21 protein-coding genes are annotated in these 20,656 nt (G+C 38.9%); all 21 read left to right on the top strand.

What is annotated here, in order from left to right:
* The first annotated feature begins 2 nt into the window (after nt 1-2).
* The 21 genes from prmC to atpD all read left to right on the top strand — a co-directional run bounded on the left by prmC (nt 3) and on the right by atpD (nt 20,558).
* Nucleotides 3-860 (top strand): peptide chain release factor N(5)-glutamine methyltransferase, encoded by an 858-nt coding sequence (gene prmC, locus BKP37_RS15020; RefSeq protein WP_071310524.1) that lies wholly within the window; start codon nt 3-5, stop codon nt 858-860.
* A 435-nt stretch (nt 861-1,295) separates the two neighbouring features.
* Entirely contained in the window at nt 1,296-1,904 is a 609-nt protein-coding gene (gene spoIIR, locus BKP37_RS15015) for a stage II sporulation protein R (RefSeq protein WP_071310439.1), read from the top strand.
* 249 nt (nt 1,905-2,153) lie between these two features.
* The gene (locus BKP37_RS15010) at nt 2,154-2,600 is read left to right on the top strand and encodes a GNAT family N-acetyltransferase (protein ID WP_071310438.1); all 447 of its coding nucleotides are present in this window, start codon (nt 2,154-2,156) and stop codon (nt 2,598-2,600) included.
* Nucleotides 2,601-2,778: 178 nt separating this feature from the next.
* Nucleotides 2,779-3,831 (top strand): L-threonylcarbamoyladenylate synthase, encoded by a 1,053-nt coding sequence (locus BKP37_RS15005; RefSeq protein ID WP_071310437.1) that lies wholly within the window; start codon nt 2,779-2,781, stop codon nt 3,829-3,831.
* A 137-nt stretch (nt 3,832-3,968) separates the two neighbouring features.
* Nucleotides 3,969-4,490: a manganese efflux pump MntP gene (locus BKP37_RS15000; RefSeq protein ID WP_084034763.1), complete on the top strand. Its 522-nt coding sequence runs from the start codon at nt 3,969-3,971 to the stop codon at nt 4,488-4,490.
* Nucleotides 4,491-4,642: 152 nt separating this feature from the next.
* Nucleotides 4,643-5,287 (top strand): low molecular weight protein arginine phosphatase, encoded by a 645-nt coding sequence (locus BKP37_RS14995; protein WP_071310435.1) that lies wholly within the window; start codon nt 4,643-4,645, stop codon nt 5,285-5,287.
* A 41-nt stretch (nt 5,288-5,328) separates the two neighbouring features.
* Entirely contained in the window at nt 5,329-6,624 is a 1,296-nt protein-coding gene (locus tag BKP37_RS14990; protein ID WP_071310434.1) for a methyl-accepting chemotaxis protein, read from the top strand.
* Nucleotides 6,625-6,654: 30 nt separating this feature from the next.
* The gene (gene rpiB / locus BKP37_RS14985; RefSeq protein ID WP_071310433.1) at nt 6,655-7,092 is read left to right on the top strand and encodes a ribose 5-phosphate isomerase B; all 438 of its coding nucleotides are present in this window, start codon (nt 6,655-6,657) and stop codon (nt 7,090-7,092) included.
* A 95-nt stretch (nt 7,093-7,187) separates the two neighbouring features.
* Nucleotides 7,188-7,769: a TIGR01440 family protein gene (locus BKP37_RS14980; protein WP_425424996.1), complete on the top strand. Its 582-nt coding sequence runs from the start codon at nt 7,188-7,190 to the stop codon at nt 7,767-7,769.
* Between the two features lie 327 nt (nt 7,770-8,096).
* A complete protein-coding gene (gene glyA, locus BKP37_RS14975; protein ID WP_139193151.1) occupies nt 8,097-9,338 on the top strand; it encodes a serine hydroxymethyltransferase in 1,242 nt (413 codons plus the stop codon).
* Between the two features lie 1,077 nt (nt 9,339-10,415).
* Nucleotides 10,416-11,045, top strand: a complete 630-nt coding sequence (gene upp, locus BKP37_RS14970) for a uracil phosphoribosyltransferase (protein WP_071310431.1) — start codon at nt 10,416-10,418, stop codon at nt 11,043-11,045.
* Nucleotides 11,046-11,152: 107 nt separating this feature from the next.
* Entirely contained in the window at nt 11,153-13,408 is a 2,256-nt protein-coding gene (locus tag BKP37_RS14965) for a S8 family serine peptidase (RefSeq protein WP_071310430.1), read from the top strand.
* 353 nt (nt 13,409-13,761) lie between these two features.
* Nucleotides 13,762-13,992: an AtpZ/AtpI family protein gene (locus BKP37_RS14960; RefSeq protein ID WP_071310429.1), complete on the top strand. Its 231-nt coding sequence runs from the start codon at nt 13,762-13,764 to the stop codon at nt 13,990-13,992.
* Nucleotides 13,992-14,360: an ATP synthase subunit I gene (locus BKP37_RS14955; protein ID WP_071310428.1), complete on the top strand. Its 369-nt coding sequence runs from the start codon at nt 13,992-13,994 to the stop codon at nt 14,358-14,360. The genes BKP37_RS14960 and BKP37_RS14955 overlap by 1 nt, the downstream gene beginning before the upstream one ends.
* A 23-nt stretch (nt 14,361-14,383) precedes the next feature.
* Entirely contained in the window at nt 14,384-15,112 is a 729-nt protein-coding gene (gene atpB, locus BKP37_RS14950) for a F0F1 ATP synthase subunit A (protein ID WP_071310427.1), read from the top strand.
* A gap of 93 nt (nt 15,113-15,205) precedes the next feature.
* Complete coding sequence (gene atpE / locus BKP37_RS14945) at nt 15,206-15,421, top strand: F0F1 ATP synthase subunit C (RefSeq protein ID WP_071310426.1); 216 nt, start codon at nt 15,206-15,208, stop codon at nt 15,419-15,421.
* A gap of 133 nt (nt 15,422-15,554) precedes the next feature.
* A complete protein-coding gene (gene atpF / locus BKP37_RS14940) occupies nt 15,555-16,046 on the top strand; it encodes a F0F1 ATP synthase subunit B (protein ID WP_071310425.1) in 492 nt (163 codons plus the stop codon).
* Entirely contained in the window at nt 16,043-16,597 is a 555-nt protein-coding gene (locus tag BKP37_RS14935; RefSeq protein WP_071310424.1) for a F0F1 ATP synthase subunit delta, read from the top strand. The genes atpF and BKP37_RS14935 overlap by 4 nt, the downstream gene beginning before the upstream one ends.
* 11 nt (nt 16,598-16,608) lie before the next feature.
* Entirely contained in the window at nt 16,609-18,117 is a 1,509-nt protein-coding gene (gene atpA, locus BKP37_RS14930; protein WP_071310423.1) for a F0F1 ATP synthase subunit alpha, read from the top strand.
* A 125-nt stretch (nt 18,118-18,242) separates the two neighbouring features.
* The gene (locus tag BKP37_RS14925) at nt 18,243-19,106 is read left to right on the top strand and encodes a F0F1 ATP synthase subunit gamma (RefSeq protein ID WP_071310422.1); all 864 of its coding nucleotides are present in this window, start codon (nt 18,243-18,245) and stop codon (nt 19,104-19,106) included.
* 39 nt (nt 19,107-19,145) lie between these two features.
* Entirely contained in the window at nt 19,146-20,558 is a 1,413-nt protein-coding gene (gene atpD / locus BKP37_RS14920; protein ID WP_071310421.1) for a F0F1 ATP synthase subunit beta, read from the top strand.
* Nucleotides 20,559-20,656 lie beyond the last annotated feature (98 nt).

Below are 20,656 nucleotides of genomic sequence, written 5' to 3'. Positions count from 1 at the left end.
GAATGAAAATTTATGAAGCCCTCCGCTGGGCTTCTTCTTTTTTAACAGAATACGGGTTCCAACACCAACCAATCGCTGAAATTTTATTAAAACACTACTTAAAAATTGATCGCTCAAAGCTTTTTCAAATGATGCAAGATGAGCTTGGGGAAGATGTTGAACAGACCTTTAAGGAAGCGATAAAACAAGTTTCTGAAGGTGTACCAGTTCAACATATTACAGGCTTCGAGGATTTTTATGGACGTAAATTTACCGTCAATGAACATGTGTTAATCCCAAGGCCGGAAACGGAAGAGTTAGTCCTTGGACTTTTACAAAGAATTGACAAACATTTCGCTGACCAAAAACGCGTTTCAGTTGTTGATGTAGGAACTGGTAGTGGCGCGATCGCAATTACCCTAGCTTTAGAAAATCGTAAGTTAGACGTAACAACAGTTGATATTTCTTTAGCTGCTATTAATGTAGCGAAACAAAATGCCGAAAAGTTGAGTGCTCCGGTTCGCTTCTGTGAAGGGGATTTGCTTAGTCCGGTTATCGATGAAAAGAAAACGGTAGACGTTGTCGTTTCTAATCCACCCTACATCTCAGAGGCTGATTTTGAGCGATTAGACGCTAACGTAAGGGTCCACGAACCGACGTTAGCGTTAGTTGGTGGCATATCAGGGTATGAGCTATATGAGAGGTTAGTTGCACAAATTCCGAATGTGCTGAAGAAAAAGGGGATTATTGCTTTTGAAGTAGGAGTTGGACAAAGCGAGCGAGTAGAAGCGCTTATCAAAGGGGAATTTCCTCATGCTAACACTGAGATTGTCTACGATATTAATGGGAAAGATCGAATGGTGTTTGCTTCTATGATATAGAATTATTCATTTGGATAAAACTGAACAAAAACAAACAATGGGGATTAACGCTTTATCCACATTGTTTGTTTGTACATATAAGATTTTAGGTAACTCCTCGTTGTTCGAGGTATATTGCGATTAAGGTGAGGTCTTTCTGTAAATCAATATTTATTAATCTAAATTTTTTTTAGGGTGAATGACCCCCACCTCTAAGCATAGTGTAGGAGGGATTTTCCAATCAGGTGGAGTAGACTCTCCACCTGATTTTCCGATGTTTCAATAAGATGAAACGAGTTCACTAAAAGTTTACAAGATTCATATTTTAATACGCGACAATTGAATAGTTGTTTCGTTCACTTTCTCGATTATGTCTTTTAATATATTTTTTAAAAAGTACGTTTAAGTTTTCGTCATCCTGTCCACACTGTGACTATCGAAGGGATGGTGGCGGAAATGAACCAAAAAGCACTTATATATATATTTACTAGTTTATTAGTTTTAATGATGAGTTGGGAAGCTCAAAGGAGTATGTCGGTTGCAGCCGCAAATTTAGTTGCAATTCCTGATGAAGCTATTCGCCTAAGAATATTAGCAAACAGTGATTCTCCGAAGGATCAGTGGCTAAAAAGAGAAATTCGAGATCAAGTAAACATGGAGATAACGGAGTGGGTAACGGAGTTAGAGTCAATTGATAATGCCAGAGATGTTATCCGTACTCAATTAGATAGAATAGAAGAAATTGTACAAGTAGAGCTTACTAGAATTGGTATTACGGATAGTTTTACAGTCGAGTTTGATGAAGTTCAATTTCCAACAAAATTGTATGGTAATACGTTATATCCTGCTGGACTATATGAAGCGATTTTAATTACGATTGGTGAAGGTAAAGGTGAAAATTGGTGGTGTGTTTTATTTCCGCCACTATGCTTTATTGACTTTGCTAATGGCGATGCAGTAGAGGGTGACAGCGCCAAAGAACAATCAAGTGAAAATGAAGAAGAAGTAGAAGTTCGCTTTTTCGTCCTCGACCTATTCACAAAAGTAAAAAACATATTTGTATAAAGAAAAGCGCAAGGCGCCCGCCTATCGGCGCCAAACACTGGAAGGTCGACAAGTAGCGGTCTGCTCTTTGACCGCAATTGACGAACTGAAGTGTTCGAGCCGATGGCGCCTGTAGCTAGCCAAAGAAAAGCGAAACGCCCTCGAACATCGACGAAGTAGTTAAATGTTAAAATGAAAAAAATAGTGATATCCCCTTCTTCTTATACATAGGATGATAGTACAAGCTCAAAAGTTGTAGGAGGAGAAAAAATGGGGATAGTTATAAGAATTGCTACTGAAAAAGATTTATTACCGATCCAACACTTATTAGCGAAGGCTAGTTTGTCGAAGCGAGGAATTGAGCAAAATATTGATAACTTTCTTGTAGTCGAAGACCCGAACAAAAAAATTATTGGAACCGTAGGAATTGAGCCGATTGGGAAAGATGGGCTGTTACGTTCGCTCGTACTCACGTCAGAGAATTGGAATGCAAAAATAGGATTAAATTTTATTGAGCTTGCTGTTTCGTATGGAAAACAAAAAGGGTATGAAAACTTGTACTTACTCACAAATTCGTCTTTACCGTTCTTTGAGTATATCGGATTTGAAATTCTTGATGAGGATAAAATCCCTGTTCACTTAAAACAATCGGAACATTTTGCACAATATGTTGAAGGAGTTACGAAAGTGATGTCAATATCCACAGAGAAGTTATAGCCTTTGAAAAAAATCTTCAAATTGTGGACAAACTAGTATATGATACAGGAAGGTAATTGTTAGAACTTTTAAAATTATCAACAGGTTATCCACAATCCGTGGATAACTATTTTTGTTTTTTTAACTTTTTTTAACTATAATTGTAAGAGAAGCCTAAAATAAAGGGGGAAAAATGTAAATGGATGTCGTAAAGACGAAGTTGTGGGTTGTGGATGAAAAAATGGATATCCACAACACTTGTCCACAGATAAAAGAGGCGGCGATGTGGATAACTGATAATGAAGTGGTTGCATTTCCAACAGAAACAGTTTATGGTTTAGGCGCTAATGCCTATTCTGACGCGGCTGTAGAGAAGATTTTTAAAGCAAAAGGAAGGCCGAGTGACAACCCATTAATTATCCACATATCAAATAAAGGACAGCTTCAAAAGTTAGTAAAAAGAGTTCCTTCAATAGCAGAGAAATTAATGGAAGTATTTTGGCCAGGGCCTTTAACACTTGTTTTAGAAAAAGGAGAGGGGATTGCCGAACGTGTAACGGCAGGCTTATCCACAGTTGCTGTTCGAATGCCAGATCATCCAGTTGCCCTTTCGTTAATAACGGAAGCAAATACACCTGTAGCAGCGCCCAGTGCAAACGTTTCTGGTAAACCTAGTCCGACAACGGCTGCCCATGTGTATGAAGATCTTGCTGGTAAGATTGCTGGGATCGTTGATGGTGGTGCAACAGGGGTAGGAGTCGAATCGACAGTTTTAGATATGACGACAGACATTCCGATGATATTGCGACCTGGTGGGGTAACACGCGAGCAATTAGAAGAAGTTATTGGTTCGGTCGCTGTTGACCCTGCTTTAGAAGAAAATGGACAAGCACCTAAATCCCCTGGGTTAAAATATAAGCATTACGCTCCTCAGGCTAAGTTGGTTTTAGTAGACGGGAATGATGAGTTTATTCAAACTTTAGTCACGAAAGCGAAACAAGAGCAAAAAAAGGTTGGTGTACTTACTACTAATGAGAACGTCGAAAAATTTCATGCTGACGTTGTTTTGCCATGTGGCACAAAAGACGATCTCCATACAGTAGCGCAGCACCTTTATGATGTGCTAAGGAAATTTGATCAATATGATCTTGATATTATATACAGTGAAATTTTCCATGAGAAAGGCGTTGGAAAAGCAATTATGAATCGACTGACAAAAGCGGCGGGTGGAGATATTTTAAAGAGTAATTAGTATCTTTCTGTTATATATCACTATGTAAGAATTTCATATGCGTAAAATTACATAAATCCCCTTGGACGTGCATAGTTTAGAGTAGCATGTACAAGGAGGAGATCCTTTTGATTGGTGAAATGGTTACGATAACGATTATGGCCTTTGCATTAGGAATGGACGCCTTTTCGTTAGCTATTGGAATGGGAATGGTCGGCCTAAGGTATAGGCATATTTTTAATATTGGCGTTACAGTTGGTGCATTTCACATTGTAATGCCGTTTATTGGACTAATTGTCGGGAAATTTTTGACTCAATATTTTGGAATACTAGCAATCATGGTCGGTGGTGGTTTATTGCTATTTCTAGGCTGCCAAATGATTTACTCTGCACTTTTTTCTAAAGATAGAGAAAGTAGTGTTATTAAACCTGTGGGTTTCGGTTTACTGTTATTTGCGGTAAGTGTAAGTATTGATAGCTTTTCAGCTGGATTAAGTTTAGGAATGATTGGAGCAAAAACGATTATAACGCTAGCTTGCTTTGGAATGGTAAGTATGATTTTATCGTGGTTAGGCTTAATAATTGGGAAAAAAGTAGAAGGGTACATAGGGGTCTACGGAGAATTATTAGGAGGAAGTATATTACTGGCGTTTGGGTTAAAACTGATATTCCCAATATAGCTATATAGTATATATTTTATCTTTAAAAAGATAAAAATTATGTTAAACTTAAGAAAGTGTTTTCAGAGTGAAAACGGTATATTTTTTATGAAAAAACAAGGTTTGATAGATTTTCATTTATATTTCTTAGTTAATCGAAGGGATGTGGTAAAATGGAACGATTCCTCTTTGTATGTACAGGAAATACTTGCAGAAGTCCTCTAGCAGAAGCTCTTTTAAAACATAAACGCCCAGATTTACAAGTGAAGTCCGCAGGTGTAAGTGCTCTCCCTGGAATGAGTGTTTCTGAAGGGTCACTTAATGTATTAGGTGAAAAAGGTATTCCTTTTGAGCATGTTTCTAATCAAGTAAATGAACAATTAATGAAATGGGCAGATATTGTTCTAACTCTAACTGTAAGTCACAAACGTTTATTAGTAAAACAATTTCCTTTTTTTGTGGACAAGATTTTTACACTAAAAGAATATGCGTTTAAAGAAGATGTTGATAAAATTCAATCGTTACTTCAACAACATTACGCGGAGCTAGAAATAAAGCAAGCTAAATTTTTAGGGGAAAACAAAGAAAAAATTGAGGAATTAAATAAGGCTAACGACGATGAGTCGAAAAGCCAATTAGATGCGCTTACTCAAAATCTTCAGCAATTGCTAAAGGAAGATCGAAAAGCGATTGAAGAAGCAGAAAAACAAATACTCAACCTCGATATTTCTGACCCGTTCGGTGGTTCGCTTGAAATCTATCGAAATACGGCAAAGGAAATAGAGGAAGCAATTGATCATATGTTAAAAAAAATATAGATGTTTTATGAAGTAAATAGACCGGGGGGAGGGGTATAATAGTGAGTAAAATCAAAAAATATAAATTTAGTTTGAGAAAAAAGATGGTAGTAGGGATCTCGACTGTTGCGGCAGTTACATATGCCACAAGTGCATTCTTTCTTTTTTACTTAAGTGAAGTTTTAGGGTCAAAGTTCGGTGTTAATGAAAGTATTTTTACAGCGATTACCCTAGTATTAGGAGTCGTTTGGTGTGCCATCCTTGGTTTTGTAGTAGCAGGATTTATTACAAAGCCGCTAAGGAAATTGGAAGAAGCTTCAAGAAAAGTTGCAGATGGTGATATTCGGATTGATGTAGAGGTAACCAAATCTGACGATGAAATTCGTGCGTTAGGTCTTGCTTATCAAGGTATGATCCAAAATTTACGGAAGATGGTCACGGAAATTGGTGAGAATTTCGAGCTAACGAATGAAAAAGTTAATGAAATTCAAGAAGCCTCTACATCCGCTGCTAGACAATCCGAAAATATCGGTCGCACTGTTGAAGAAATTTCAGTAGGAGCAGAGGATTCTGCTGATGCGATTCAAAAAACAGCTGCTTCTATGGAGGAGGTTTCTTGCTTGGCTGATCAAGTTCAAGACCGAGCAATTGCTTCAAAACAATTGTCAAATGAAATGGTGAATACGTTAAATGAAAGTAAACAAATTATACAATCGCTCGTGTCTGGAATAAGTCAGCTAGCTAATGATAATCAAAGCTCATTATCCGCTGTTCATCGATTAGAAGCTCACGCTAAAAAAGTGGGAGAAATCATCTCATTAGTAGGGGATATTGCTAACCAAACGAATTTGCTCGCCCTAAATGCGTCGATTGAAGCTGCACGGGCTGGAGAGCAAGGAAAAGGTTTTGCAGTCGTGGCTGATGAAGTTCGGAAACTAGCTGATGAAAGCTCTAATGCGGTTCAAGGTATTTCTCATTTGATTAACAATATCCAAGTAGAAGTTGCTAATGTTGTTAATCAAATATCTAAGCAAGTGGAAGCTGCAAACGAAGAAGCGATTAAAGGTACAAGTACAAATGAAGCAATTGCAGATATGGCAAAGTCAGTGAATGATGTAGTAACTGCGGTTCAAGATATATCACAGTTGATTGATCGACAGCTCGATGCGATTAAACTAACGACAAAAGAATCACAAGAAGTAGCGGCTATTGCTGAAGAAACATCAGCCGGTACAGTTGAAGTTTCTTCAGCTGCACAACAACAAACGGCGGTTATGCAAGAGATTGCAGCATCGGCACAAGTTTTAGCTAACCAAGCGATAGAATTAAAGCGAACAATTCGTAAATTCGCATTATAAAATTTTCAAGGAATTTGGAGGCTTTTTATTATGAAAGTAGCAATTGGATCAGATCATGGTGGAATGAATATTAAAGAAGAGTTAAAAGCATTAATGGATGAAATGAACATTCAATATGAAGATGTTGGCTGCACGTGCAGCGAGTCGGTTGACTATCCAGATTACGCACTACCAGTAGCGCAAAAAGTTGCGAACAATGAAGTCGATCGTGGAATTTTAGTTTGTGGTACAGGTATTGGAATGAGTATTGCAGCAAACAAAGTAAAAGGAATTCGTTGCGCGCTTGCTCACGATACATTTAGTGCAAAAGCAACTAGAGAACATAACGATAGCAATATCCTTGCTATGGGAGAAAGAGTAGTTGGACCAGGCCTTGCTAGAGAAATAGCGAAAATTTGGTTAGAAACAGAATTCGAAGGTGGTAGACATGCCATCCGTGTTGATAAAATTACAAAATTAGAAAATTAACATTAACATCCATCAGGTAGGGGAATACTCCACTTGGTGGATATTTTATCATGTGAGGCTTAAAAAAATTTACTTTATAAAAAGTGGTGGTTATCATGGTTGAAAATTCAATTACAGAAGAAATATATGAACAATTATTACAAGCATTAACAGACCTAGATGCTCAATCAACTTTACGTAAAGGTGATATACTTGTAGTTGGAACAAGCACGAGTGAAGTGATTGGTAAGCATATAGGCACATCTGGAACAAAAGAAGTTGCCGGGGAAATTTTTCGTGCGCTTCGTTCTTTTCAAGAAAAAACAGGGGTACAACTTGCTTTTCAATGCTGTGAACATTTAAACCGAGCCTTAGTTGTTGAAGAAAAAACGCAAAGCGACTATAATTTAGAACAAGTATCGGTAATCCCTGTTCCGAAGGCTGGTGGCTCTATGGCTTCCTATGCGTATCAACACTTCGAAAATCCGGTAGTGGTTGAATTTATAAAAGCAGATGCTGGTGTCGATATTGGTGATACATTGATTGGTATGCATTTAAAGCATGTAGCAGTTCCTGTCAGAAGTAAGATTAAAATGATTGGACAAGCCCACCTAACCTTAGCAAAAACGCGCCACAAACTTATTGGTGGTGATAGGGCCGTTTATGAAATTCAAGATGATGCTGGTAAATGTGACTAGTGTCGTTCTCTGTTGTATGACAGATTCTTATTTGAATTTTTTTGTTTCACGAGTAAATCAAGTATTGAAGGAAAATATAGATAAAGTAGATAATTAACGAAGCTTGCATCTGCCCACTTAATTTTGGAAAAAATCAAAGTTTAGTGGCTCCTAAGGTTCGGATAATACCACCCTTTTAAAATTAATAGGTGGTATAAGCTGCTGCGAATTCGAAAAAATTTTTTATCTGAAATTTTCCTAAAAAACAGTCAATTCAAAATTTTTTTGTGTTACAATACTAAAATGAATATCACTTTAATGGTTTAGTGTATCGAAGGGAGTTTGAAAATGGAAAATCTTAAGCAACAAGATCCAAAACTTTATGAAGCAATGCAAGACGAATTAGCAAGACAAAGGGATAAAATTGAATTGATTGCTTCTGAAAACTTTGTAAGTCAAGCTGTAATGGAAGCACAAGGATCAGTACTAACTAATAAATATGCAGAAGGATACCCTGGCAAACGCTACTATGGGGGTTGTGAGCACGTTGATGTAGCAGAAGATATTGCTAGAGACCGTGCAAAACAAATTTTTGGAGCAGAGCACGTTAATGTGCAACCACACTCAGGTGCACAAGCAAACATGGCAGTTTACTTCACGATTTTAGAACACGGCGACACAGTATTAGGGATGAACTTATCACATGGTGGTCACTTAACACACGGAAGCCCTGTAAACTTTAGTGGAGTTCAGTATAACTTTGTTGAGTACGGTGTTGATGAAGTAAATCACCGTATTGATTATGATGATGTTTTAGAAAAAGCAAGAGTACATAAGCCAAAGTTAATCGTAGCTGGTGCTAGTGCTTATCCAAGAGCAATTGATTTCCAAAAGTTCCGTGATATTGCAGATGAAGTTGGCGCATATTTCATGGTAGATATGGCTCACATTGCAGGACTTGTAGCGGCTGGTTTCCATGACAACCCAGTCCCTTACTGTGACTTTGTAACGACAACAACTCACAAAACACTTCGTGGACCTCGTGGTGGGATGATTCTATGTAAAGAAGAATGGGCAAAGAAAATTGATAAAGCAATTTTCCCTGGTATTCAAGGTGGCCCATTAATGCATGTTATCGCTGCTAAGGCAGTAGCATTTGGTGAAGTTCTTCAAGATGATTTTAAAGATTATGGTAAGCGCATAGTTGAAAATGCTGATCGCTTAGCAAACAAGTTAATATCAGAGGGCATCAACTTAATCTCTGGTGGTACGGATAATCACCTTGTTTTACTTGACCTACGTAGCCTTGACTTAACAGGAAAAGTAGCAGAACATGCTTTAGATGAAATTGGTATTACAACAAACAAAAATACAATTCCTTTTGACCCACAAAGCCCATTTGTAACAAGTGGTATTCGTATCGGGACTGCAGCAGTTACATCTCGTGGTCTAGGTCTAGAAGATATGGATGAAATCGGAGAAATCATTGCTCTAACATTAAAAAATGTAGACAATGAAGAGAAGCTTGCAGAAGCAAGAGAGCGCGTTTCAACTCTAATGAAAAAGCACCCACTTTATCCAAACTTATAAAAGTAGATCAAAGCACAAAGAATGTTCACTCGAACTTTCTTTGTGCTTTTTTATTTGAAAAAAGGGAGGGGGGGCAGCGAAGTTTGTGCGCGAAACCGGTGAATTTCTGCGCGAAGCCGGAAAACTGCGCATAACCCCACGCCCGCGCATAAATCTGAGAAACCGCGCACAATCGACAGCGAATCGCGCAGAAAGTAGAGTGAATCGTGCATAAAATCCGGGTGATCGCACACAATCCCACGCCCGCGCATAAATCTGGGAAACCGCGCACAATCGACAGCGAATCGCGCAGAAAGTAGAGTGAATCGCGCATAAAATCCGGGGAAACGCACACAATCCCACGCCCGCGCATAAATCCGGGAAACCGCGCACAATCGACAGCGAATCGCGCAGAAAGTAGAGTGAATCGCGCATAAAATCCGGGGAAACGCACACAATCCCACGCCCGCGCATAAATCCGGGAAACCGCGCACAATCGACAGCGAATCGCGCAGAAAGTAGAGTGAANNNNGAAACCGCGCACAATCGACAGCGAATCGCGCAGAAAGTAGAGTAAATCGCGCATAAAATCCGGGGAAGCACACAATCCCACGCCCGCGCATAAATCCGGGAAACCGCGCACAATCGACAGCGAATCGCGCAGAAAGTAGAGTGAATCGCGCATAAAATCCGGGGAAACGCACACAATCCCACGCCCGCGCATAAATCTGGAAAACCGCGCACAATCGACAGCAAAGCGCGCAGAAAGTAGAGTGAATCGCGCATAAAATCCGGGGAAACGCACACAATCCCACGCCCGCGCATAAATCTGGGAAACCGCGCACGCCCCACTTGAGTTTGTGCGCAAATCCGGAAAAATGTGATCGCTCCTTTAATTGTGCTCCGCCCCTATCCATTAATTTCTAATATTATGGCAAAATACTCAAAAAAGTCGGCAAGATTCGACCTATACAAACAATATTTATAAATTTACCTTGAAGTAAATCGACTTTTTATGTAAAATCTTCAAGGAGCAAAAAAGAGTTTACGTGGCATATTAATTGATAGTACAACTCAAAAGAATAGGAGCGTTTAAACATGAGTAAAGTATTTGTTTTTGATCACCCATTAATTCAACATAAGTTAACGTACATAAGAGATAAAAGTACAGGGACAAAGGAATTCCGTGAACTAGTAGATGAGGTTGCTGCACTTATGGCCTTTGAAATTACTCGCGATTTACCGCTTCAAGAAGTAACGATTGAAACACCTGTAGGTCCAGCTAAATCAAAAACAATTGCTGGTAAAAAATTAGGTTTAGTTCCTATTTTACGAGCTGGATTAGGAATGGTTGATGGGATCTTAAAACTAATCCCAGCAGCAAAAGTTGGTCACGTTGGTTTGTATCGTGATCCTGAAACATTACAGCCAGTAGAATACTACGTAAAGCTTCCTACTGATGTAGAAGAGCGTGAATTTATTGTTATCGATCCAATGCTAGCGACAGGTGGTTCAGCGGTAGAAGCCATCAATAGTTTGAAAAAACGTGGTGCAAAAAATATGAAACTTATGTGTTTAATTGCTGCCCCAGAAGGTGTAGAAATCGTTCAAGAAGCACATCCGGACGTAGACATTTATTTAGCCGCATTAGATGAAAAATTAAATGAAAAAGGATATATCGTTCCAGGACTAGGTGATGCAGGAGATCGTCTATTTGGAACGAAATAAATTCGAGTAATAAATGCGGACGATATTCGTTCGCATTTTTTTGTTTTATTGTGGAAAGCTAAAAAATGCTAAATACACTTAATGTTAGGAGGGTATTTTCAATCAGAATGAAAAAAGTTAGTATCTTAACATTTCTGTTTTATATCAGTTTTTATACGATAAGTGTGGCTGCAACATTCCCTGAGCGCCCTCCAATAGAGAAAGAAAATACAGAGGAGGATACAGTGGTGCTAGTCGAGGTGGAGGGAAATTCACAAGAAGTGCTCTCCCAAATTAAAGCGCAGCTACCAAAAGGCCAGGTTAGGAAAATGTTTAATACGTTGTTTACTGGCTTTTCCATGCAGATAGAGAAAAAAGATATTGCCCTTATTGAAAAGTTAGATGGAGTAAAGCGAGTGGATCCACTTCGCACTTATGAGGTCACAGTAGATGAGAGTGTTCCATTTATTGGTGGTGGAAATGTAAGAGGGAGACTCGATGAAAAAGGTGAACGATTAACAGGTAAAGGGATAAAAATTGCTGTTATAGATACAGGGATCGATTACGAGCACCCTGATTTAAAGAAAAATTTTAAAGGTGGCTACGATGTCGTAGATCAAGATAATGATCCAATGGAGACAACAAGAGAACAAGGTCTTAGTACCATTCATGGAACACACGTCGCCGGAATTATAGCTGCCAACGGTAAAATAAAAGGTGTAGCCCCTGATGCGGAAATATATGCATACAGAGCGCTAGGTCCTGGTGGGAAAGGGACGACAGAGCAAGTCATTGAAGCAATAGAAAAAGCCGTTGAAGATGGCGTAGATATTATTAATCTTTCCCTAGGAAATACTGTTAATGGACCAGATTGGCCAACGAGTATTGCATTAGATAAAGCAGTGGAAAAAGGAGTCATTGCTGTAACATCAAATGGGAATAGTGGACCTAATATGTGGACGGTTGGCTCACCAGGAACATCGGAGAACGCCATCTCGGTTGGTGCATCAACTCCCCCGTTAAATGTTCCGTACTTAACGGTCGGAAGCAAAAAAAGAGAAATCCCTCTAAATATCATGGTAGGTTCAAAACCATGGACATTTAAACGAGATTACCAAATCGTTGAAGCGGGACTCGGTCGAGAGGAAGATTTGACAAACATAAAAAATAAAATTGTCTTAATAAAAAGAGGTGTTATTCCTTTTGGCGAAAAAGCCCAAAAAGCGATGCTCGCAGGTGCAAAAGCCGTGATTATCTACAACAACACACCAGGTAGTTTTATGGGGGGATTAGACCAACAAATAGAAATACCTGTTGTTTCTATTTCGAAAGAGGATGGCGAGTGGCTTCTTGAGCAAATAGCAAAAAAAGAGAAAAATTTCTTGCGCACGATTTATCGAAAAGAAGAAGATCAAATAGCCTCGTTCAGTTCTCGAGGTCCAGTGACTCATACTTGGGGAGTAAAACCAGATGTTGTCGCTCCTGGAGTTGCGATCGATAGTACGATACCAAAGGGGTATTTAGGATTAAATGGAACGAGCATGTCAGCGCCTCATGTGGCGGGGACCGCTGCATTAGTAAAGCAAGCGAACCCAGAGTGGACGGTAGAAGAGGTAAAAGCTGCAATTATGAACACTACTAAAGTGCTTCAAGATATGGAAGGGACACCGTATTCACCGCATGAACAAGGGACAGGAAGAATTCAAATTGAGAAAGCTATTTATGCAGAAACGCTCGTATATCCTGCAAGTATCGGATTTGGAACGTGGACAAGAGAAGAAGCGCGACAAACGAGAGAAGTAGAATTGACGATAAAGAACACGTCAAATATAACAAGAACCTACCATGTGAAACCACCGTTCATTGTTCCGGATGGTGTTCAATGGAAAGTGCCATTTTCAGTAACAATAAAACCTAATGAATCAAAGAAAGTTCCGGTTACAATTGATATACTCCCTGGAGTTTTTCAATCAGGGATTCATTACGGAGAGTTGATCGTTGAAGGTGGGAAAGATCCTGTACGAGTGCCATATATGTTTTTTATAGAAGAACCAAACTACCCAAGGTTGATGGCATTCTCATTTGAATTTGGAGATGAACAAGGAAAATATCGCTATGAATTATACTTACCAGGTGGAGCAGAAGAAGTAGGAATCGTTCTCTATGATCCTGATACGTTTCAATTTATAGATTATTTAGATGTAAAAGAGAATGTCGATAGAGGGATGTTAGAAGTAGAGATAGAAAATATAGAGTTAGAAGAAGGGATCTATAAAACGCTCGTCTATGCTCAAAAAGAAGGGAGAGAAGACCTTATTGAAACGATGATTTATATCGGAGAGAACATTCCATTAAAGGAGGGAGAAGAAATCTTTACAAGGTGAACGGATAATTGTGTGGGTAAAATATAGGTTTTCACTCACACAATTAACCTTGAAATCAATTGTTTAGATTACCTTTCATAAATAGTGAACTTTTTGTGACTTTTTTGAGGTGAGTACAAGATTAAATAATCTGAATTTAATAGGAAGAAACTGAAAAAAAAATACTAGTAAACACTACTTATGTGTTGTAAAATAAGCTTTAGTGCATCCGGTTATGCATTGACAGACTAAAGTGGCCTATTGTACGATTACATAGGAATGCTAAATGGGAAGGTTTTCAAAAACGTATTATTTACGAGATTTTTACATAATTACTTCATGAAAATTTAACTAAATATTTTTCCGAGGTGTTTATGCAAAACCCTGAACGTTTCAGACAAACGATGAGAGCTTTGGCCTTAATGTCTACAATCAGTTCGTACTTAGTTGGTTCTACTTTATTAGGGATCTTTGGTGGGAGATGGTTAGATGGTTATTTTGGAACCCAATCAACATTTCTCATTATTGGGTTATTAGTAGGGATTGGAACTGGTACATATGGAGTTTTTCAAGTCGTACGGCACTTCTTAGGAGATAATCAATAATGGAAGACTATATCGCTTTAACAAAACGTTATACCATTTATATAACTATAATTGTTGCAATATTTCTTATTTTAGCTTTTATAACTCCTTATAGATCGATTTTTTTAGGGTTATTTTTAGGGTCAGTTATGAGTCTTGGCAAGCTATGGAGTACATATTTTCAAGTTAAGAGGATTGGGGAATCGTTAGATAAAGGACGAGCTAAGTGGTCGTTAGGGACAATGTTTCGAATGTTGCTTGTTTTAGCAACGGTTTATTTTGCGTCACAATACCCTGATCAATTTCATTTTATCAGTGTGATCATAGGTTTAATGCTAACCTATATTATCATAATAGTTCATTCTTTATTTCAATTAAAATATCTATAAGTTTAGAAAAGAGGTGAAATGAAATGGAAACAATTGCTCCCATAAGAGAAATTTATCCTGGTGTTTTTGTGAACTTGTCAAGTATTTTAATGACGACGGTGACAGCTATCATTGTTTTCCTTGTCTGTTTTTTTATGTCACGAAGAATTCAAATGAAACCGACAGGAGCACAAAATGCATTAGAATGGCTAGTTGATTTTGTTAAGAACATTATTAATAATAATATGGATTGGAAAGTTGGTAAGAACTTCGTCATTTTAGGCTTGACCGTCTTATTATACGTATTTGTTGCCAATATGCTGGGAGTTCCATTTGAAATCAAATCAAAAATTGCTGATGGCGTTTATGAGGTTTGGTGGAAATCGCCTACAGCTGATCCAGTTTTAACACTCTCCCTTGCAGCAATGGTGATTGTTTTAACCCACTATTATGGAATTAAGCTTAAAGGAGTTAAAGAGTACGGAAAAGATTATTTCCGTCCAGTGTTTTTCTTATTCCCGTTTAAAGTGGTTGAGGATTTTTCTAATACTTTAACACTTGGAATGCGTCTTTTTGGTAACATCTATGCCAAAGAGGTGTTAATGGTCATGCTTGTTAGTTTGGGGACGAGTGGCCTTCTTGTTGCGTTTGGTACAGTCTTACCGCTCATGGTCTGGCAAGCCTTTAGTATCTTTATCGGTTCTATCCAAGCGTTTATCTTCTGTATGTTAACAATGGTTTATATGTCTCACAAAGTTAGTGAAGATCATTAAAAACGAATTCGTTTATCAATTTGCTCTTAACTTTTAGGGCGTAATTATAAAAAAAAAAACATAGTTTTTATATTCTAAAGGAGGATTTTTATTATGGTATTCTTATCAGCAGCAATCGTAGCAAGTTTGGCAGCAATCGCAGGAGCATTCGCAGTAGCGATAATCGTACGTGCAACATTAGAAGGTGCAACTCGTCAACCTGAAATCAAAGGTTCTTTACAAACAATCATGTTCATTGGGGTACCACTTGCTGAAGCCCTTCCAATCCTTGCAATCGTTATTTCGTTCTTAATTTTAGGTAACGCATAATTTTGTTGGGAAATTAACGAAAGAGGTTGTTTAATTAGACCTTATTTTTTAAACTTCCTTTAAATAATGGCGGAGAACGTATATACACAATCTTCGCCATTCCTTATTAATTCTCGAAAAGGAGGAGAATGTTTTGTTTGAAAATATACCTTGGATTAATGCGTTTTATCAACTAATAGTATTCTTTATTCTCCTTATGTTACTTAAAAAATACGCTTTTGGCCCAGTTATTGCTATGATGCAAAAGCGTGAGGAGCATATTGCAAATCAAATTAGTTCTGCCGAAAAAAATCGCGAACAAGCGGAAACGTACTTAGCTGAACAACGCGAAGAAATAAAGAGAGCTCGTGAAGAAGCTCAAAATATTATTGCTAATGCAAAGAAAATTTCTGAGCAACAAACACAAGAAATGATTCAAGCGGCAAAAGAAGAATCAGATCGTATGAAAGAAATTGCTTTAGCAGAAATCAAAAGAGAGAAAGAGCAAGCTGTGTCTACATTACGTGAGCAAGTGGCGTCTCTTTCAGTATTAGTAGCAACTAAGGTTATTGAGCGTGAGCTTGATGAGAAATCACAAGAAAAGCTGATTGCCGATTACCTTAAAGAAGTAGGCGAAGAGCTATGAAACAAGATCACGTTGCAAAGCGTTACGCCACAGCTGTATTTGAACTTGCAAAAGAACAAAATGCAGTAGAGCAAATGAAAGAAGAGCTACAGGTGGTAGTAGAAGTTGTAGAAAATACGAACCTATTTGATACATTTTTTAAACACCCAAAAATAACAAGTGAACGAAAAAAAGAGCTTGTTAAAGCTAGCTTTCAAGGGAAAATCAGTGATACGCTGTTAAGTACATTATTCCTACTCATAGATAAAAAGCGTGAGGGGATTCTTTTTAAAATGGCAGAAGAATTCTTAAAGCTATCGAACGAAGAACAAGGGATTGCAGAGGCGAAAGTTTTCACTGCAAAACCACTAACAGATGCAGAAAAGGTAGCTTTCTCAGCAACTTTTTCAAAAGTATCTGGTAAAGGAACACTAACCATTGAAAATATCGTTGAACCTGAGTTAATCGGCGGCTTTAAAGTCCGTATTGGTGATCGTATATATGATGGAAGCGTTTTAAGTCAACTTAGACGTATAGAGCGTCGTATGATTTCTGGGAACGTTAGTAGATAGGGGTGAAGGATATGAGTATCAAAGCTGATGAAATTAGCTTAATTATAAAAAAGCAAATTGAAGACTATCAGTCTCAAGTTGAAGTTAACGATGTCGGTACCGTTATCCAAGTTGGGGATGGTATCGCAGTAGCACATGGTTTAGAAAATGTCATGGCTGGAGAGCTTCTTGAATTTTCTAACGGTGTCGTGGGTATGGCTCAAAACCTAGAGGAAAATGCTGTAGGTATTATTATTCTTGGACCTTACACGGAAATTCGTGAAGGTGATGAGGTAAAGAGAACAGGCCGCATTATGGAAGTACCTGTAGGGGATGCACTACTTGGACGTGTTGTTAACCCACTTGGACAGCCTGTAGATGGATTAGGTCCAATTGAAACAACACAATCTCGTCCAATTGAAAATGAAGCACCTGGTGTTATGGATCGTAAAAGTGTTCATGAACCATTACAAACAGGAATTAAAGCCATTGACTCTTTAATTCCGATCGGACGTGGTCAACGTGAGTTAATTATCGGTGACCGTCAAACAGGTAAAACAGCGATTGCGATCGATACAATTTTAAACCAAAAGAACGAGAATATGATTTGTATTTACGTTGCCATTGGTCAAAAAGAATCGACCGTTGCAGGTGTTGTTGAAACACTTCGCAGGCACGGTGCACTAGATTATACAATCGTAGTTACGGCAAGTGCGTCTCAACCAGCTCCACTATTATACTTAGCTCCTTATGCTGGGGTATCAATGGGTGAGCACTTCATGTACGAAGGAAAGCACGTATTAGTTATTTATGATGATTTAACAAAACAAGCATCTGCTTACCGTGAACTTTCACTATTACTTCGTCGTCCTCCAGGTCGTGAAGCATATCCAGGGGATGTATTCTACTTACACTCACGCCTACTTGAGCGTGCAGCAAAGTTAAGTGATGCAAAAGGTGCAGGATCACTTACTGCTCTACCATTCATTGAAACGCAAGCAGGTGACGTATCTGCTTACATTCCAACGAACGTTATTTCCATCACTGATGGACAAATCTTCTTACAATCTGATCTATTCTTCTCAGGGGTACGTCCAGCGGTTAACGCAGGTCTTTCCGTATCTCGTGTAGGGGGATCAGCTCAGATTAATGCGATGAAAAAAGTTGCTGGTACACTGCGTCTTGACCTCGCATCTTACCGTGAGTTAGAGGCGTTCGCGCAGTTTGGATCTGATTTAGATAAAGCAACACAAGCGAAGCTAAACCGTGGTGCTCGTACAGTAGAAGTACTTAAGCAAGGTTTACACGAGCCGTTAGCTGTTGAAAAGCAAGTACTGATTCTTTTCACACTAACAAGAGGCTTCTTAGATGACATCGTAGTAGAAGATGTCAGCCGTTTTGAACAAGAGTTATTCACTCATTTTGATCACAACAATAAAAATCTATTAGAGCAAATCCGTTCAACTGGTAAACTGCCTGACGAAAACGAACTGAAGGCTGAAATTGAAGCATTTAAGAAAAACTTCGTAAGTTCAAAGTAAGAGAGTATGTTCACTAGGTAACGATATTGAAAAATCTTCCTCACTAGACTTGTGATCTATCGTTCTTGTGAACCACTCTCTATAAAGATGGGATACCAGTTTAGAAAAAAGGTGGTGAACGGAACATGGCTTCTTTAAGAGATATAAAAAATAGAATCAATTCAACAAAAAAGACGAAACAAATTACAAAGGCGATGCAAATGGTATCTGCAGCCAAGCTTAACAAAGCTCAGGCTAAAGCCCAAAATTTTCAGCCTTATACGGATAAAATTCGTGATGTAGTGGTTTCTATTGCTGCGGGTAGCAGTGAGAAAGAAAATGTTCATCCGATGCTACAATCACGTCCTGTTAAGAAAACAGGTTACATCGTTATTACTTCTGACCGTGGGTTAGCAGGAGCATACAACAGCTCAATTTTACGTACAGTAATGAACACAATCAAACAGCGTCATAAGTCAGATCAAGAATACGGACTAATCGTTATGGGGCGTATCGGTCGCGATTTTTTCAAAAAGCGTAAAATGCCAATCATTCAAGAGATTGTGGGCTTATCTGATAACCCAACTTATGCAGACATTAAAAATATCGCAATGACAACTGTACAGATGTTTACAGATGAGATTTTTGATGAATTGAATGTTTTCTATAACCATTTTGTCAGTCCGATTAAACAAGACGTAACAGAAACAAAGCTGTTACCGTTAACTGAACTAACAGCTGACGCAGCAACTCCAGAATATATTTACGAGCCAAATGAAGAGGTAATCTTAGAGCAGCTTTTACCGCATTATGCTGAAAGCTTAATCTATGGTGCCCTTCTCGATGCAAAAGCTAGTGAATTCGGGGCGAGAATGACAGCAATGAGCTCTGCGACAGACAATGCAAGCTCACTTATTGATGATCTTACACTTAAGTATAACCGTGCTAGACAAGCTGCAATCACTCAAGAGATTACGGAAATTGTCGGTGGAGCAGCAGCCCTTGAATAACCTTATTTTGGCTTGATTAGGAAGTTAGGAGGAAAAATGATGAACAAAGGACGCGTAACTCAAGTTATGGGACCAGTTGTTGACGTAAAGTTCAACCGCGGGGAACTACCTGAGATTTATAACGCTTTGAAGATCCAGCATAAAGCACAAAATGCTGGTGAAGTTGATATTGACTTGACATTAGAAGTTGCCCTTCACTTAGGTGACGACTCGGTTCGTACAGTTGCGATGGCTTCTACTGACGGTGTTGTCCGTGGGTTAGATGTATTAGATACTGGCGCTCCAATTAGCGTACCTGTAGGTGAAGTAACATTAGGACGTGTATTTAACGTATTAGGGGATAACATCGACTTAGACGCTCCAGTACCAGCTGGAGTAAGAAGAGACCCTATTCATAGACAAGCGCCAAAATACGAAGAACTTTCTACTGAAACAGAAATTCTTGAAACAGGAATTAAAGTAGTAGACTTACTTGCTCCTTACATTAAGGGTGGTAAGATCGGTCTATTCGGTGGTGCCGGTGTAGGTAAAACAGTATTAATCCAGGAGTTAATCAACAACATCGCTCAAGAGCACGGTGGTATTTCGGTATTCGCTGGTGTAGGTGAGCGTACTCGTGAAGGAAATGACCTTTTCCACGAGATGAGTGATTCTGGAGTTATTAAGAAAACGGCGATGGTATTCGGTCAGATGAATGAGCCACCTGGAGCACGTATGCGTGTTGCCTTAACTGGTTTAACAATGGCAGAATATTTCCGTGATGAGCAAGGTGCAGACGTACTTTTATTCATCGATAATATCTTCCGCTTTACACAAGCAGGTTCAGAAGTATCAGCCCTACTTGGACGTATGCCTTCAGCCGTAGGTTATCAGCCAACATTAGCAACGGAAATGGGTCAGCTTCAAGAGCGTATCACATCGACAAAAACAGGTTCAGTAACATCGATCCAAGCGATTTACGTACCTGCCGATGACTATACGGATCCAGCTCCTGCTACAGCGTTCGCTCACTTAGATGCAACAACGAACCTTGAGCGTAAGCTTTCTGAGATGGGTATTTACCCAGCTGTAGATCCATTAGCATCTACTTCAAGAGCACTTGCTCCTGAAATCGTTGGTAAAGAGCATTATGAAGTAGCACGCCGTGTGCAGCAAACACTTCAAAAGTATAAGGAGTTACAAGATATCATCGCCATCTTAGGTATGGACGAGTTATCAGAAGACGACAAGTTAGTCGTACACCGTGCTCGTCGTATTCAGTTCTTCTTATCACAAAACTTCCACGTTGCAGAACAGTTTACTGGGCAACCAGGATCGTACGTACCAGTGAAAGAAACAATCAATGGATTTAAAGAAATCCTTGAAGGTAAGTATGATGATCTTCCAGAGGATGCATTCCGTCTTGTTGGACGTATCGAAGAAGTTGTTGAAAAAGCAAAACAAATGGCATAGAAAAGCGAAAGCACCTTGGGTAGCTTCGTAAAGCGTTGGAAGGCCGTTCTGCAGTGGTTGATTTTTACCGTAAGAGACGGGCGGAAGCGTAGGAGAAG

This window comes from Anaerobacillus alkalilacustris (genome assembly GCF_001866005.1).
Classification (GTDB): Bacteria; Bacillota; Bacilli; order Bacillales; family Anaerobacillaceae; genus Anaerobacillus; species Anaerobacillus alkalilacustris.
This window is presented reverse-complemented; position numbering and strand designations above follow the sequence as displayed.